The organism is Paracoccus sp. AK26 (assembly GCF_011801365.1).
Classification (GTDB): domain Bacteria; phylum Pseudomonadota; class Alphaproteobacteria; order Rhodobacterales; family Rhodobacteraceae; genus Paracoccus; species Paracoccus aerius.
The window spans coordinates 269,847-286,617 of sequence record NZ_CP041045.1 but is presented as its reverse complement, the minus strand read 5'-3'; the positions used below and the strand labels follow the sequence as shown (position 1 = coordinate 286,617).

Here is a 16,771-nt window from a genome sequence, read left to right as displayed (position 1 = left end):
TTGTCCGTGCCGCAGCTTGAGACGGCAGCACAAAACTTGAGACGCCCGGCCAAAGACCGGCGTGGCCGGGCGTGCTAGGACAGTGGCAGCAACCGTGGAGCTGCAAATGAGCATCGGACAAAGCAACGCCCGGACGGGGCATGGGCATGACATTTTCGTTCTGTCGACGACCGTCGTTCTTCCGGTGGCCTTCGTCCTGTTCTTCCGGGCGGCAGGAAGCGGGGACCATGTCGTCGCGCTTGCCGGGACATGGTTCGTGTTCTGGGGGATCGGCATCCGTCTGCTGGTGGCCGGGATCTCGCAGGTTGTGCGTCCGTCGCTGACGGCGGCCGGCATCCTTGGGATCGCGGATCCCGCTGCCGAAAAACTGGTCCGTGAACTGGGGATCGCCAACATCGCCATGGGCTTGCTTGCGACCGCAAGCCTGGTGGTTCCGGCATGGACAGCCCCGGCGGCCTTCCTGGGCGCTGTGTTCCTGGGCCTCGCCGGCCTGCGGCACGGATCGGAGAGGTCGCGAACCCGCCCGCAGAACCTGGCGATGGTCACCGACCTTCTCGTGGCGGCGGTGGCATTGGGCTATCTGCTTCTGGATTCGCGATGATCCGCAAGCCCGGTGCTGTGGCGGATTGACAGAAGGCAGGCAATTGCGACAACACAAGACCATCCGGTCGGCCACCGCCGGCCTGCGGTTGTGCGGGAGCTCTTATGACGAGTGACCAAGCCTTGCCCCTTCCCGTGAAGCGCTTCTCGACGCAGGGTGTCGCCGAAGGCGAGAAGTTCGACATGTGGCGCGAAACCGTGCAGCAGATCCATGACCTGCAATTGCCCGACGGCGCCCTTCCCAAAAGGTTCGAGGCGGATGTCTCGGCCTGGTCGCTGGGGCATCTGGCGGTCGCGGGCGGGTTCTTCACCGAACGAAGGATGGTGCGGACCGAGAAGATCACACGGCGCCTGCAGATCGACCAATACCGCATCCTCCTGCCCTTGGAGGGCACGATCATCCGGCACCAGGCCCGTGATCAGCGCAAGCTGGTGCGGCAGGGGCAGATGATCTTTTCGGACCTGGCCCGCGCGGAAGAGGCGGATTGCGGGACCGGACGCCTGATGCAGTTCATCGTGACCCGGGACACGCTTGATGCCCTTCTGCCGGGGCCGCGCGACCTTCATGGCTTTGTGCCGGAAGGACCGGTGGCGGGACTGGTTGCGGACCACCTGGCGGCCCTGGTCCGGAAACTGCCGTCCCTGGCGGCCCGCGATGCCGAGCCGGTGACCCGGGCGACCCTTCAACTGATAGCCGCGACGGCCGCCCCGGCGCAGCTGACAGCGGAAACGGGTCGCCCTGTTCTGGACATGGCCAAAAGGCAACGGATCCTGCGCCATATCAACAAGCACCTTCTGGACCCCGATCTTGGGCAGGAAACGCTTCTGGCGACATTTGCCATGTCGCGGGCGTCGCTTTACCGGCTGTTCCAGCCCCTTGGCGGCGTTGCGGCCTATATCCAGGAACGCAAGCTGCACCGTCTTCGGGCCGAACTGACCGGGCCCGGCCCCCATCACCTTGGCCAGTTGACCTGGAAATACGGCTTCTCAAGCCAGGGCCAGATGAGCCGCGCCTTTCGCGCCCTGTTCGGCCACGCACCGCGCGACACCCAGCCCGGAGAACCAGCCCCGGCCTGGGGCAGGGCCGGCACCGACGACTTGTCCTTTTCCGAGATCCTGCGCCAGCTTCAGTGACCTAGCCCAAGATGTCGACATGCCGGGTTTCCTGCCCGACAAGCAGGGCGGCAAGGGTCACCAGGGCCACCCCCGACAGGTAAAGCCCCGCCCAGACCGGGCTTCCGGCCCCGGCACGCCACAGCGCGATCATAACAAAGGGCGCCGTGGAAGCGCCCAGCATCGAGGCAAGGTTATAGGCCATGCCGGTCCCGGTATAGCGCAGGTGGCTGGGGAACAGTTCGGACAACAAGACGCCGATCGGGCCGAAGGTCAGGCCCATCAGCACAAAGCCCGTGATCAGCCAGATCAGCAGCCCCCAGAAGCCCGACGACAGCAGCGGCACCCAGATCAGGCCAAAGACCGCAATCGCGGTCGTCACGCACAGCATCAGCGGCCGGCGGCCGAAACGGTCGCTGAGCGGACCCGAAACCGCCGTTGCCGCCGCAAAGAACATGACGCCAAGGATCAGAAGGGCCAGGAAGCTGGTATAGTCATAGCCCAGGCCGGGAAGCGGCGCATCGGGCGCGGCGCGGCCATAGGACAGGGAAAAGGTGCTCATGGAAAAGAACAGGACGGTCGTCGCCAGGGTATAAAGGGTTCCCAGGACAACCGCAGGTCCGCATTCGCGGAACAGGCTGCCCAGGGGCAGGGGGCGGATCCGGCCGCTTGCCTCGCTGCGGCGAAAGGCTTCGCTTTCGACCAGCGTCAACCGCACCCAGATCCCGATCATCGCCAACAGCCCAGCCAGCAGGAAGGGCAGGCGCCAGCCCCATTGCAGGAACGCATCCGAGGGCCGGCTTGGATCGTCGGATGGAAGCCATGTCCCCAGGGCAAGGAAAACGCCGTTGGCCAGGATGAAGCCGAAGGGGGCGCCCAGTTGCGGGAAGGTGCCGAAGGTCCCCCTTTGACCAGCCGGGGCGTTTTCGGTGGCAACGACGACCGCGCCGCTCCACTCGCCGCCGATCGCGAAGCCCTGCGCCATGCGCAGGATCACCAGCAGCAACGGTGCCCACCAACCCATCACATCGTGGACCGGCAGCAGCCCGATCAGGCAGGTGGCCGCGCCCATCAGCACCAGTGATCCCGTCAGCGCAAGCCTGCGGCCCTTGCGGTCCCCTAGATGGCCGAACCAGATCGCGCCGGCGGGGCGGGCGACCATGCCGGCGCCGAAGACCGCCAGCGACGCCAGAAGCGAAGCGGTCTCGTCCCCCGCGGGAAAGAACAGGTGCGGAAAGACCAGAACCGCGGCAGTCGCATAGATATAGAAGTCGTAGTATTCGATCGTCGTTCCCACCAGCGAGGCGACGAAGACCCGCGACGCCGGATTGCGGACCGGATCTGCCACCCCTTCCGACAAGGTCTTGTCCTCTGCCAAGGCGGCTCCTTTGGACCGAATACACCCCAAGCAGTTGAAGGGTCTCGGCCGTCACCTGTCAACGACGGCCTGCCCCCAAGGGCCGCCAGATTGAGACGCAGCGCAAAATGTTGAGACGCCCTGCCAAAGCCATGGGCAGGCCTTCACGCTAATGTCGAAGGACAGGCTTGGAGAAGGAGCCACCCGTGGGAATCATGGCCGAATGCAGTTGCGCAGTAGTCCAGGTGGACGGGATGTCCTTCCTGTGCCTGCTGCGCGGTCAGGATCTGGCGGCGGTGGAAGCGCCCTTTGGCTGTCATGACCTGTCAGGCTCGCCCCTGGACGGCGCCTTGGTGGTTTCGGTCATGCCGGGCGGGGAACAGGTGGATTTCTGCTGGGCCAGTCTTGGGGCCGACCAGCTTGTGCAGCCGGTAGCCGGCCTTCAGGCAGGGGTGGCCGGCGCCATTGCCGCCCGGCTTTACGGCCTGGCGCCGGGCCTTGGCAGGATGCTGGGCCGCGATCTTGCGGATCCTGCGATCCAGGTCTTCCTGCCGCCCGAAGATGCCTGGTGGCACGGAACATGGAAGGCGGGGCCGATTGCCGGGACCCCTGGCCGGTTTCACGCGACGATGGTGATGCATGGCGAGATGGTGATCCCCGACGCCGTGGCGGCGGGACGCGCGCCGATCCCGCCGCCGGGGCCAGCTCCGCGAGATTGAGACGCAGCGCAAAAACTTGAGACGCCCTGCCAAAGCCGGAAAGCCGGCAATCGGCTAGAACATGGAAGACCTTCCCTGGAGATCATCATGTCCGAGATATTCCGACAGTTCATGGTTCAGACGCCTCTTTGGGTATGGGTGCTGCTGGCCTATCTGATCCATCGCGGGATCAAGGCCCGCCGGCCTGCCAGGAGCAGTCTGGCAAAGCTAGCCGTGGTTCCGGCGATCTTCACGGCCTGGGGCCTTGCGGATCTTGCAAGGCTTTACGGCCTTGAAGCCGGCACCGCCGCCTTGTGGCTGGCAGGCATCGCCTTGGGAAGCGTCATCGGCTGGCGGCTTCTGGCCCGTGCCGACATCCGGGCGGACGCATCCAGCGGCATGATCAGCCGGCCTGCCGACATGACCTTGCTGCCGCTTCTGCTGGTGACCTTCGGGGTCAAGTACAGCTTTGGCGTCATCGCAGCGACCTCGCCCCAACTTCTGCACCATGCGGGCTTCCGCGCTGCCGATCTGCTGTTGTGCGGTGCCTTTACCGGCATCTTCATCGGCAAGTTCGCCCGCTACGCCCTGGCCCATCGAACAACACGCAGCGCCTTCGGCGCCTGACGAACCGACAGTCCATCATTCCTTCATCAACCCCCCTGGGGGAACGGAGACATCATGTCCAAGCATCACACCGCAACCAAACGCCCCGCCGATCCAGACATGCCCGCGCTTCGGCGCCATCGGCAAAGCCTGCTGGCGATCCTTCTGGCCACGACCGCATTGATTGCGGCGGGCGGATTGGCCCCGGCCCGCGCCCAGAACTGCGATCCGGGCAACACCTGCCTTTACGACGAAAGCGGGACCAGCGGGAAGGACGGAACCGACGGCAGCGGCGACAATCCCGGCAACGACGGGACCGATGGCACACCTGGCGGGGACATCCTCGGGCTGCAGCTGGACAACATCATGGACCTTGCCACCGACGGGGTCACGGCGCCGCTGCAGGTCACCTCGGCCGGCGGCAGCGGCGGGCATGGCGGCAACGGCAATCCCGGCCCGGTGGATTCCTGGCGCAACCGTGGCGGCAACGGCAAGCCCGGCCAGAACGGCGGGTCGATCGGCCTGACGGTAGGTCCGAATACCTCGGGCAAGTCCTTGGGCAGCACCACGCCGATGAACGCCATCTCGATCTGGTCGGTCGGCGGCAATGGCGGCGGCGGCGGGATCGCGACCTATGCCTCGGACGGGTCGAGCGACGGGTTCTCGGCCGGTGGCGGCAATGGCGGCACCGTCACGCTGGACATCGGCGGAACCTGGACAAGCACCTCGGCTGCCGCGCTTTACGCCACCAATGTCGGCGGAACCGGCGGCCTGGGGAAGGACACGGGCATCGGCCTGCAGCCGGATGGCACCCCGGGGGGGCAAGGCGGCAACGGCGGCGATATCGACGTCACGCTGAGGGGCACCTTCACGGGGAATGACTATGGCGCCTATGTCGTCAGCCAGGGGGGCAATGGCGGCAGTGGCGGCAAGGGATACACCACGGTCGGCGGGCAGGGAGGCGATGGCGGCGATGCCGGGCACGCGTCGAATGCCACGGCCACCTTGGCATCGGGGGCCGAGGTTCTTGCAACCGGGCCGGGGGGCGCGGCGCTTGGCGTCGTGTCGATCGGCGGGACCGGCGGCACCGGCGGCGGCGGATCGGCCGCGGGCAAGGCCGGCGCCGGGGGCGCGGCAGGAAACGCCACGGCCCATCTGAACGGGACCGCCTATACGTCGGGGCTGGCACAAAGCTATGGCGTGCTGGTCCAGTCGCTGGGCGGCGCGGGCGGTCTGGGCGGTCATTCCGGCAGCTGGTTCAACCCCATCAGCGGCGACGGGAACACCGGCGGCGCGGCCGGCAATGCCGCGATCGACGGCACGGGCGCCGTGGTCCAGACCGGGCAGAGCGGCGCGGCCGGCGACAACAACGCAGCCGTCGTGGCCCAGTCCATCGGCGGCGGCGGCGGCGTCGGCCCGGATTCCAAGGACGGCTGGTTCGCGATCGGGGGCAATGGCGGCGACGGGTCGAACGGCGGCACCGCCAGCATCGCCTTGCAGCAGGCCAAGATCGACACCTACGGCTTCGGATCGACCGGGCTTTTGGCGCAATCCATCGGCGGCGGCGGCGGGAAAGGCGGCGATGCCACCAAATCATCGGGCGTGATCGTCAACATGGTGATCGGCGGAACCGGCGGAAATGGCGGCGGCGCCGGCGATGCATCTGCCGGAATGGGCAGCGGCGGCTCGGTCACCACCCGGGGCGATCATGCGGCGGGCATCGTGATGCAGTCCATCGGCGGCGGCGGCGGCGCGGGCGGCGCAGGCTATGGCAGTTCCTATTCCGGCTTCTATGGCGCGTCGATCTCGGTCGGCGGGGACGGCGGCAACGGGGGAAGCGCGGGCACCGTCAACACGGCCGGCGGCCTGGTAAACGGTGGCGCCGTCGTCACCTCGGGCTCGGAAAGCTTCGGGATCCTCGGCCAGTCGATCGGCGGCGGCGGCGGCACCGGAGGCGCGTCGAGCGCCAAGAGCGTGGCCAAGGCCGGCGGGGAATATCCGGGCTTCTCGCTGGCCCTGTCGACAGGCGGAAAGGGGCAGAACGCCGGGAACGGCTCGACGGTCAAGCTTTCCAGCCAGGGCCTGGTCGCGACGCGCGGCGGCGGCGGCATCGGGATCCTGGGCCAGTCGATCGGCGGCGGCGGCGGCACGGGCGGGGACGCGGCAGGGGCCTCGACCGTGTCGGGCGGCGGCTTCAACTTTTCGGCCAGCATTGCCCATGGCGGGACGGGTGGCGGCGGCGGAACGGGGGGTGATGTCACGGCCCGGAACGACGGCCTCATCTTCACCGCGGGCGAAGCGGCCGACGGCATCCTCGTGCAGTCCATCGGCGGCGGCGGGGGCAGCGGCGGCGCGGGCGATTCCAAGTCGAGCACCGGCGCGGACAAAAGTGCATCGACAAGCATCGCCCTTGGCGGCTCGGGCGGTTCGGGCGGTCAAGGCGGCAATGTCTTTGCAACCAACACCGGCGCCATCGCGACGCTTGGCGACGGGTCGCACGGGATCGCCGCGCAGACCATAGGCGGCGGTGGAGGCAAGGGCGGCGGCGCTGCCGCCTCGAACTCAGGCACCGTCCAGGCCTCGGTGATGGTGGGCGGCAAGGGCGGAAACGGTGGCGACACCTTCTACCGCGGGTCGGATTCCACGGTGACCAACCAGGGTTCGATCGTGACCTTTGGCGCTGATGCCCATGCGATCTTCGCGCAATCGATTGGCGGCGGCGGCGGGGCCGGCGGCAAGGCAGGAACATCCTCGGCCGATGCCAAGTCCAACAATGACGGGTCTAATGGCCAGGCCCCCCAACTGGACAACCTGTTCGGCACCATTGCTCAGAATTTCATCAACGGTGCCGACAAGGCGATGGACGGTTACGACAACATCACGAAGCTTCTGGGCACCGTGAACCAGGGCCTGGGCAATGCGGATACCGGCGTCGGTGACGACGGCTTGGCCGATGCGGCCGACGAGACCGCCGAAAGCGGCGGCAAGACGGAGGACGACAACGATGCGAAGTCGATTGCCGTGAACGTGGGGGTCGGCGGCAGCGGCGGCCTTGGCGGCGCGGGTGGCGTCATGACGGTGAACAACCAGGGGGATGTCGCCACCCTTGGCAAGCATTCGGATGCCATCGTCGTCCAGTCCATCGGCGGCGGCGGCGGCAAGGGCGGCGCGGCCTCGACGGCAAGCAGCGGCGACTATTCCGGCCAGATCTCGGTGGGCGGCAGCACGAACAGCGGCGATGGGAAGAAGAAGGGGGTGAACAGCGACAACGGCGGCCAGGTCTTCGTGACCAATTCGGGCCAGGTCGTGACCATCGGCGCCCTGGCGAACGGCATCATCGCCCAGTCCATCGGCGGCGGCGGCGGCATCGGGGGGGCGTCCACCGCGACCTCGACCGGCAGCGACGGCAAGAAGTCCTACGCCCTCAACATCGCGCTTGGCGGCAATGCCCAAGGCTATTACGGCGTGTCGGAATCGGCGCAGGTGACAAGTTCCGGCGCAATCGAGACGCGCGGCCATGACAGCTATGGCATCATCGCACAATCGGTCGCAGGCGGTGGCGGCATGGTCAAGGCGCTGGCCACGGATCTGGACAACGCGGGCGGGTCCGCCTCGACCAAGTCATCCAAGGATTTCGCGGCGAACATCAAGCTGGGCGGAACTTCGACGAACATGTCCCGGCCCTCGGGTCCGGCCATTGTCACCACCTCGGCCGGGGGGACGATCACGACCAGCGGGGACAACTCGGTCGGCATTCTTGCGCAAAGCGTTTCCGCGGGCGGGGGCCTGGTGCAGGGCGGCAAGCCCAACGGCTCGACCGCGGCCGACTTCATGGGCACGGGAAGCCGGACCGGCAGCGTTCAGGCGGGTGATCCGTCTAATGCCACAAGGGTGACCGTGGGCGCCAACATCACGACGGGCGGGGCGGGCAGCTTCGGCGTCTTCGCCCAATCCGTTGGCGGCGGCGGAGGGATCGCCGGCGACCTGGGGCATACCATGCAAAAGGTTCGCATCAACCGCAGCGGCAGCAAGCAGACCGGCAACGGCGGCGACGTCGCGGTGGATGTGTCGCGCGGGGCCTGGGTGACGACCACCGGCCCCAACGCCCCAGCCATTGTGGCCCAGACCGTCGGAGGCGGTGGCGGCTGGTTCACCAACAACGCCGCGGCCTATATCGGCTCGGGCGGCGGGTCCGGCTCGGGAGGACTTGTGACGGTCAATGTCGCGGGTGTCGTCGATGCGCAGGGCGCGGCCTCGGTCGGCGTGCTGGCCCAGTCGACCGGCGGCGCGGACAACGGCGGCTCGGGCACGGGCAACCAGGTCCAGATCAATGTCGGCAGCGCCGGCGACGGATGCGACTTTTCCAACGGCAACAACTGCGGCGCGGTGAAAGGCGGCAACGGGTTCCAGGACGACGCGGCAGCCATCTACATCGTCGACGGCAGCCAGAACGCAGCCAGCCCGGACACCCTGACGAACTATGGCTATATCCTGAGCCATGACACGAACCAGGGCACCGCCGTCTATTCCAGCGGCGCGACCTTCAATGGCCAGAACTTTGGCCAGATCGCCGGCAACATCCACCTGCGGAACGGCAACATCACCAACAACGGCTCGGGCACCATCACGCCCTACCAATCCATCAGGCTGGGCGGCGGCACGCTGACCAACCGGGGCACCCTGGATCTGACCCACAAGGCACGGGTGACAGCGCTTGAGGGCAATTATGACGGCAAGGGCGGCAGCCGGCTCGTGCATGGGGCCGACTTCGCCAAGGGCACTGCCGACCGGCTGGACATCTCGGGCGATGCAAGCTTTGGCGGCGAGTTCACGATCCGCCCCACCACCTTGCGCAAGGGTCGCGTCGAGATCGCCCGCGTCGGGGGCGACCTGAAGCTTGGCGAAAGCGCCCAGACGGTCGAGGGCACCTTCTTCACCTATGGCGTCGCCCTTGGCGGCGGTTCGGTGACGGTGACGCCGCAGGCGGCCATGCGGGATGCGGCTGCAGGGATGGGCGACAATCGCGAAGCCATCGCCAGCCATCTTGAAGACCTTTGGGATGCCGGGGTGCGGATGGATCATGGCTATGCCGCCCTGGCGGGGGTCGATGCCGCAGATGCGGCGGCGACGCTGGACATGCTGTCGGGCCAGGCGCTTGGGCTGATCGGGGCGACCCGCTATCACGCAAGCCAGCAGTTCGTCGACGGCATCTGGTCGGGCTGCGATGTCGGCGCCCAGGGCCGCTGCGGATGGGGCAAATGGACCGGCAGCCGGGCCACGATGGACGACGATTCCGACGCCGGCGGCTATGAGGCCCGCTCGTGGGGCTTCCACATCGGCGGGGCGCAGGCCATCGCGGACAACATGACCGTGGGCGGGGCGATCGGCTATGAGAACCTGTCGGCCGAGGATCGCACGGGCGTCGGCAAGGTCGACGGCGACAGCGTCCAGCTGGGCGGCTTCCTGACCTGGAGCCAGGGCGACTGGCGCTTGTCGGGCGCGGCCGAGATCGGCCACGGCTGGTTCGACACCGACCGCCAGATCGCCCTGGGTGGCCTGGGCGGCCGGGCCACCGGATCGACGGACAGCTGGCACGCGGGCCTGCACGGCCGGGCCGCCTGGCACCGCGCCTTTTCCTGGGGCTTTGTCGAGCCGCGCCTGGACGTAAGCCTGCTGCATGTCCGCACCGACGGCTTTTCCGAAAGCGGGGCCAGCCCCTTCAACCTGTCCGTCGGCAAGACCTCCGACACCACCCTGATCGTGACGCCGGGCATTGCGTTGGGCCATGACGTGGCCCTGTCCGGCGGCTCGACCCTGAAGCTGACGGGCAGCCTGGGATATGCGCTGATGTCGGACGACGCCTGGTCGCCTTCGGCAAGCCTTGCCTCGGGGGTCGACGCGTTCGAGGCCCGCACGGCGCTGCCCGACCGGCTGTTGAAGGTCGGTCTGGAAGCTGAACTTGTCACGACCGGCAATACCAGCTTCTCGGCGGCGTATCGGGGCGACTTCGGCTCGGGCTATGACAACCACACAGCCGAGATCCGGGTCGATTACCGGTTCTGAAGCCCGCCGTCCAACCCGGTCCCGCCGAGGCGGGGCCGGTTCCCGGCCCTTGCCCTGGGCCAGCACGCCGTCCGGTTGAGACGTCATGCGAAAACCTTGAGACGCCGGGGCAAAGCCTCTGGGCACGCTCTCTGCTAGAACCAAGGCGTGGCCTAGCGGCGCCACCACAATCCCCTTGCCGATCTTGGCGCCCCTCCAGCGGACTTGGACCGGCTTTCCTTCAACATCATCACGGATGACCGAAAATGAAGATCCTGAAATCAATCCTTGCGGCAATGGTGATCGCGGCCAGCACGGTCGCGGTGGCGGATGCCCGCGTGTCGGCGCATCTGGGCGTCCTGTCTTGCGACGTTTCCTCCGGCATCGGCCATATCCTGCGCGAGAAGCAGAGCATGCGCTGCGTATACCGCGCCAATGGCTCCAGCCGCGGCGACATCTACGAGGGCACGATGCAGGAATGGGGAATCGAACTGGGCGCCACCGAGGCTGGACAGCTTGTCTGGGGCGTAGTGTCGGCGACTACCTCGGGCGTGCCGACGGGCGCCTTGGCCGGCGAATACTTGGGCGTCAGCGCGGATGCCTCACTTGGCGTGGGCATGGGGGCCAATGTCCTGGTCGGCGGGAACCGCCGTTCCTTCTCGCTCCAGCCGATCTCGGTCGAGGGCCAGACCGGCGTCAACATCGCGGGCGGCGTGACCCGGATGACACTTGTGCATCAAGGCTAGCACCGCCCGGCCCGCCGCTTCTTCGGGACCGGTGGGCTGCATCCGATGGTTCATTCCTTCATGGAGACGATCATGTCCCTGTCTGTCCTTGCCTGGCTTTGCCTGGCCGCCTATGCGCTCCACGCTCTCGAGGAGTTCCAGATGAACTGGCGCGATTGGGCGCAGGACATCCTGAAGCTGCCCGTCGGCTGGCCAGACTTCTATGTCACCAATGCCGCCGTGCTGGTGCTTGGAGCCGTGCAGGCGCAGGTGGCACTGGCCCTGCCTGCCGTTCCGCTGGTCTTCGCATCATTGATGCTGATCAACGCGGTCTTCTTCCACGTCCTTCCCACCATCGTCACGCGAGTTTACTCTCCCGGCACGGCGACGGCCGTGCTGCTGTTCCTGCCGCTGGGCGTTCAGGTCTTCCGCAACGCGACGGCAACAGGTTCCGCCGGGCTGCGAACCTGCCTGGCGGCCCTGGCCGGAGGCGCGCTGTTGATGGCATTCCCCGTCGTGATGCTGAAGATCCGGCACCGCCATCACACTGCCGCGGCCAATGCATGATGCATGGTCGAGGCGTCAATGGAGCGGCACGCTTCACAAGGACGCCGGACCGAAGGGCCGGGCCGATCCTGCCCTGCCTGACTTTGCAGAACCGGAGGCGGCAGGAAAACGGTTTTCCGCCGCCCCTCAGTTGTCAGCAGGTGCGCCTTTGAGGCAGTGCAAGGCGCGCCCGCAGTTCGCTGCAGGGGCTATGCTGGTCAGCTTCTATTCCTGTTCCTGCTGATCGGCCAGCAGGTCGGCCAAGGCGGTCACAAGCGTTTCGCGGCAGGCGGTGGCGTCCTGGGCACGGGCTTCGTCAACCGAGGCACGAAGCTGCTGGACGCGGGCCCCGGCCTCGGCGGGCGCGGCATGACCGGGGGCTTGTTGGGGTTCGGGATCCTCTGCGGCTTCCAGCCCGGTCTCGTCCTCGCCCGGCGCCTCGGTCTCGGTCATGGCGCGGGCCTCACGGGCGCCCGCAACCCCTTGGCCGCCCGATGACGCGGCGATGGATTCGCGCGAGGCCCGGTCAAGCACTTCGTCCATCAGGTCCAGGTGGGGGCCGCAATCTGCGGCCGCCGGACCGGCAAGGGCAAGAAAGGCTGCAGCCAGGGCTGGGGAAAAGGTTTTCATCGTCATGCTCCTAGCTGCGCAACTGATCGGCCACGGGCAGGGCGCGGATGCGCTTGCCGGTGGCGGCGAAGATGGCGTTGGTGATGGCGGGCGTCACGGGTGGCAGGCCGGGTTCCCCCACACCGCCCAGCGGTTGCCCATAGTCCCCCCCGCCTACCAGATGGACGTGGATTTCACGCGGGGAACTGTCCATGCGCGGCACCAGATAGCTGTCGAAATTGTCCTGCTGCGCACGCCCGTTGGCAAAGGTGATCCGCGACATCAGGGCCTGGCCCACGCCCATGATCACCGCCCCCTCCATCTGTGACCGAATCCGGTCCGGGTTCACGTGCGGGCCGCAATCGACCGCGATATGGACGCGGGGGATAAGGACATTGCCGTCGCTGACCTCGGTCTCGGCCACGACCGCGACATAGGTGACGAAGCTGTAATGGGCGGCAAGGCCCAGCCCGCTGCCCTCGGGCATCTCGCGGCCCCAGCCTGCCGCATCCGTCGCGGCTTCGATCACCCGGCGCAACCGGCCCGTGTCGATGGGATAGCGGGCCGGATCCTCGCCATAGTTCCAGACGTCGCCCTGTTCAGTCGGATCGATCCTGCGGGCAGGGCCGATCACCTCCAGCAGATAGTCGCGGTGGTCGCGACCCGCCTCGTGCGCCAGTTCGGCGATAAAGGACTGGATCGCGAAGGCATGGGGGATGTTCGACACGGACCGATACCAGCCGATGCGGGTATGGGCCTGCGCCTGCGGGTTCTCGGCCCGGACGTTGGGGATGTCCAAGGGCATGTTGGTCAGGCCCATGCCCAGCTCGAAGGGCAGCTTTTGCTTCGGGTCCGGCGCGAAGATCGACCCGATCGTGGGCGCGGCCGTGCGGTGCAGCCAAGCCGTGGGACGGCCGTTATCGTCCAGGCCCGCCTTCAGATGCTCGGCAGAGACGGTGTGGAAATAGCTGTGGTGCAGGTCATCCTCGCGCGTCCAGACCACCTTGACGGGCGCGCCGTCCATCTCGCGGCTGAGAACTGCGGCCTCGACCACGAAATCAGGCTTGGACTTGCGCCCGAAGCCGCCGCCCAGCAACGTCACGTTGACGGTGACGTTCTGGGGGTCAAGACCCAGCTTCTCGGCCACCCGCACGCGCGTGACCTGGGGTGCCTGGACGCAGGCCCAGACGTCGCAACGGCCGTCGCGGATCATTGCAAGCGCCGCCGGGGGCTCCATCGGCGCCTGTGCCAAGTGGGGAATGTAGTATTCGGCCTCGAAGGTGCGCGTGGCTTCCTGCAGCGCCGCCAGGGCGTCGCCCTGGTTGCGCACCGCGACGCCATCCGTGCTGCGCGCGGCCTGTTCCAGTTCGGCCCGGAAGGCCTCGCTGTCATAGGCGGCGTGGGGGCCGTCCTCCCATTCGATGCTCAAGGCCTCGCGTCCGCGCATGGCGGCCCAGGTATTGGTGGCGATCACCGCGACGCCGCCCAGGGGCTGGAACTCGGACGGCTGGGGCGGGGCGTCGATCACCACGACCCGCTGCACGCCCGGCACCTTCAGCGCCTCGGTGTCGTCGTGGCTGGCGACGCGGCCGCCCACGACGGGGGGGCGGGCGATGACGGCGAACAGCATCCCCTCGGCCTTGGCGTCCATGCCATAGGTCGTGGCGCCGGTGACGATGTCGGGGTTGTCGATCAGGCCGATGTCGTCGCGGCCGATATAGCGGAACTGGTCGGGCGATTTCAGGACCAGACCTTCGCGTGCGGGGACGGGGCCTTCGGCGGCGCGGGTTGCCATGTCGCCATAGCCCGCCTCGCGGCCCGAGGCCGCGTGGCGCAGGATGTGGTTTTCGGCCGTGACCTCCTCGACCGGGACGCCCCATTCGGCGGCGGCGGCTTCGCGCAGCATCTGCCGCGCGGCGGCACCCGCCCGGCGCATCGGGTCGAAGAAATGGCGCAGGCTGCGCGATCCGTCAGTGTCCTGGTTGCCGTAGGTGGGTTCGTCCCCCGGCGCCTGCGCGACTTTCACGCGGGCCCAATCTGCCTCAAGCTCGTCCGCGACGGCCATGGCGATCGAGGTGCGGACCCCCTGGCCCATCTCGGACCGATGCACGGTGACAGTCACCGTCCCGTCGGGATCGATGGCCACGAAGATGTTCGGGTCATCCTTCCACCCATGCGGCATGGCATCGGCGCCGAACTTCAGGGGCTCTTCCGGCGCGTCCTGCGCGCGGGCGGGCAGGTTGACCGCCAGGACCAGGGCACCCGCGCCCATGCCCAGCAGGACCGCGCGGCGGCTGAGGTTTTCAAGAACAGCCATCAGCCTGCCTCCTGCCCGGCGGCACGCTTGATTGCGGCACGGATGCGCGGATAGGTGCCGCAGCGGCAGATGTTCTGGCTCATCACCGCGTCGATGTCCTCGTCCGTGGGATCGGGGTTTTCCGCCAGAAGCGCCGCGGCCTGCATCATCTGGCCTGTCTGGCAATAGCCGCACTGGGCCACGTTCAATTCGCGCCAGGCGATCTGCACAGGGTGGCTGGCATCGGGGGACAGGCCCTCGATCGTGACGACCTCGGCGCCCTCGGCCACCGACATGGGGGTCACGCAGGAAAAGCTGGCGACGCCGTCGATATGGACCAGGCAGGCCCCGCAATAGCCTGCGCCGCAGCCGAACTTGCTTCCTGTCAGTCCCAATTCGTCGCGCAGATACCACAGAAGCGGCATCTCTGCCTCTCCCTCGAAGCTGCGCGGCTGCCCGTTCACGGTCAGATCCATGATGTCCCCCCTTGCTGGTGCGGCGGGTGCATGACCTGCCGCGTCTGGCATCGCTTGGCCCCGCCCGAAACATCGGCAGGACAACACCCCATAACGGCAAAAGCGAAAGTCTGTTCCCGCCATTTCGCGCGACGGGCGAGGATGCTGGCTTGACAAACCCTGGCCGCGCCAGTGTTTTGCGCGCAAATTGGGGGAGATACACCAATATGGACAAAATTGAATCCTTCCTGGGGACGGTAGGCGGCATCGTCTGGGGGCCGTTCATGCTGATCCCGCTGCTGCTGGGAACGGGCATCTACCTGACCTTCCGGCTGGGCGGGATCCAGTTCCTGCGCCTTGGGGCCGCGCTGCGGTTGGGCTTGATCAAGCGCAAGGACGACGATGCCGAGGGCGACATCTCGCAGTTCCAGGCGCTGACCACGGCGATGGCCGCCACGGTCGGGACCGGCAACATCGTGGGCGTCGCGACCGCGATCGGCATCGGGGGTCCCGGCGCGCTGTTCTGGATGTGGGTGACGGCGCTTCTGGGAATGGCCTCGAAGTATTCCGAAGCCTTCCTGGGCGTGCGCTTCCGCACCACCGACACGGCCGGCGAGAAATCCGGCGGGCCGCAGTATTACCTGGAACGCGGCATTCCGGGTGGCTTCGGGCGGTTCCTGGCGCTGGCCTTCGCGATCTTCGCCGTCTGCGCGTCCTTCGGTATTGGCAACATGACGCAGGGCAATTCCATCGCCTCGAACCTGGAACGCAGCTTTGCCGTGCCGACCTGGGTCACGGGGGCGGTGCTGGCGGCGATGACGCTGGTGGTGCTGGTGGGCGGCATCAAGTCGATCGGCCGCGTCACGGCAGGCTTCGTGCCGGCGATGATCCTTTTCTATGTCCTGGGGGCGCTGTATATCCTGGCCGTGAATATCGGCGACGTTCCGGCAGCCTTTGCCACCGTCTTCAGCGAAGCCTTTACCGGCAGTTCGGCCGTGGGTGGCTTCCTGGGTTCGACCATCATGATCGCGGTGCAATACGGCGTGGCGCGGGGGATCTTTTCCAACGAATCCGGCATGGGTTCGGCCGCCATCGCCGCGGCCTCGGCCCAGACGACGCATCCGGTGCGGCAGGGGCTTGTGTCGATGACGCAGACCTTCATCGACACGATCATCGTGGTGTCCTGCACCGGGCTTGTCATCATCACGACCGGCGTCTGGAACCAGACCGACCCGGCCACCGGCCAGCAGATCTCGGCCGCGATCATGACGGGCGAGGCCTTCACCCACGGCTTGCCCGGCCAGTGGGGCCACTGGATCGTGACGGTCGGGTTGGTGCTGTTCGCCTATTCCACCATCCTCGGCTGGGCCTATTATGGCGAACGCAACGTCGAACGGCTGGTCGGGCGCGGTGGCGTGATGCCCTTCCGGGTGCTGTTCTCCGCCGTGGTCTTCTTCGGCTGCACGGTGCAACTGGGCGTGGTGTGGAACTTCTCGGACGTGATGAACGGGTTGATGGCGATCCCGAACCTGATCGGGCTGCTGATCCTGTCCGGCCTGATCGCGCGCGAGACGCGCCATTACCTGCGCCACGACCCCAAGCTGGAAGCGTCCCGCGCCGAGATCGAGGCCTTTATGCGGGGCCAGCCGGGATGGGAGGACTGGAAGGCGTCCGAGCGTTCCGTCCACCGCTAAGGGTGATGCGACATAAGAAAGGGGCCGGAG

12 protein-coding genes are annotated in these 16,771 nt (G+C 67.3%); 8 read left to right on the top strand and 4 right to left on the bottom strand.

Translation table 11 applies throughout. The features are described from left to right. Positions 1-106 precede the first annotated feature (106 nt). Both FIU66_RS17130 and FIU66_RS17125 read left to right on the top strand, forming a co-directional pair. Entirely contained in the window at positions 107-601 is a 495-nt protein-coding gene (locus FIU66_RS17130; protein WP_167623880.1) for a DUF6790 family protein, read from the top strand. Between the two features lie 104 nt (positions 602-705). Next, complete coding sequence (locus FIU66_RS17125) at positions 706-1,734, top strand: helix-turn-helix domain-containing protein (protein WP_167624096.1); 1,029 nt, start codon at positions 706-708, stop codon at positions 1,732-1,734. A gap of 1 nt (position 1,735) precedes the next feature. Here the strand turns inward: FIU66_RS17125 and FIU66_RS17120 are convergent, their stop codons facing one another. After that, positions 1,736-3,091: an MFS transporter gene (locus FIU66_RS17120; RefSeq protein ID WP_167624095.1), complete on the bottom strand. Its 1,356-nt coding sequence runs from the start codon at positions 3,089-3,091 to the stop codon at positions 1,736-1,738. Positions 3,092-3,285: 194 nt separating this feature from the next. On the opposite strand from FIU66_RS17120, the gene FIU66_RS17115 reads away from it, so the two are divergent. The 5 genes from FIU66_RS17115 (at position 3,286) to FIU66_RS17095 (ending at position 11,708) form a co-directional block, all read left to right on the top strand. Continuing rightward, positions 3,286-3,789 (top strand): hypothetical protein, encoded by a 504-nt coding sequence (locus FIU66_RS17115; RefSeq protein WP_210254101.1) that lies wholly within the window; start codon positions 3,286-3,288, stop codon positions 3,787-3,789. Between the two features lie 111 nt (positions 3,790-3,900). Then, complete coding sequence (locus FIU66_RS17110) at positions 3,901-4,395, top strand: DUF6622 family protein (RefSeq protein ID WP_240544815.1); 495 nt, start codon at positions 3,901-3,903, stop codon at positions 4,393-4,395. Between the two features lie 54 nt (positions 4,396-4,449). Beyond that, positions 4,450-10,437, top strand: a complete 5,988-nt coding sequence (locus tag FIU66_RS17105; RefSeq protein ID WP_167624092.1) for an autotransporter outer membrane beta-barrel domain-containing protein — start codon at positions 4,450-4,452, stop codon at positions 10,435-10,437. Positions 10,438-10,682: 245 nt separating this feature from the next. Further along, positions 10,683-11,162: a DUF992 domain-containing protein gene (locus FIU66_RS17100; RefSeq protein ID WP_240544814.1), complete on the top strand. Its 480-nt coding sequence runs from the start codon at positions 10,683-10,685 to the stop codon at positions 11,160-11,162. 72 nt (positions 11,163-11,234) lie between these two features. After that, positions 11,235-11,708: an HXXEE domain-containing protein gene (locus FIU66_RS17095; RefSeq protein ID WP_167624091.1), complete on the top strand. Its 474-nt coding sequence runs from the start codon at positions 11,235-11,237 to the stop codon at positions 11,706-11,708. A gap of 204 nt (positions 11,709-11,912) precedes the next feature. Here the strand turns inward: FIU66_RS17095 and FIU66_RS17090 are convergent, their stop codons facing one another. From FIU66_RS17090 to FIU66_RS17080, 3 genes are read right to left on the bottom strand one after another with little or no spacing between them, the layout of a single operon-like run. Beyond that, the gene (locus FIU66_RS17090) at positions 11,913-12,323 is read right to left on the bottom strand and encodes a hypothetical protein (protein ID WP_167624090.1); all 411 of its coding nucleotides are present in this window, start codon (positions 12,321-12,323) and stop codon (positions 11,913-11,915) included. A gap of 4 nt (positions 12,324-12,327) precedes the next feature. Further along, on the bottom strand, positions 12,328-14,613 hold the full coding sequence (locus FIU66_RS17085; protein ID WP_167624089.1) for a xanthine dehydrogenase family protein molybdopterin-binding subunit: 2,286 nt from the start codon (positions 14,611-14,613) through the stop codon (positions 12,328-12,330). Further along, the gene (locus tag FIU66_RS17080; protein ID WP_167624272.1) at positions 14,613-15,071 is read right to left on the bottom strand and encodes a (2Fe-2S)-binding protein; all 459 of its coding nucleotides are present in this window, start codon (positions 15,069-15,071) and stop codon (positions 14,613-14,615) included. Before FIU66_RS17080 ends, FIU66_RS17085 begins: the two co-directional genes overlap by 1 nt. A 203-nt stretch (positions 15,072-15,274) precedes the next feature. Between FIU66_RS17080 and FIU66_RS17075 the strand changes: the two genes are divergently transcribed. Then, the gene (locus FIU66_RS17075) at positions 15,275-16,741 is read left to right on the top strand and encodes a sodium:alanine symporter family protein (protein ID WP_167624088.1); all 1,467 of its coding nucleotides are present in this window, start codon (positions 15,275-15,277) and stop codon (positions 16,739-16,741) included. Positions 16,742-16,771: the final 30 nt, after the last annotated feature.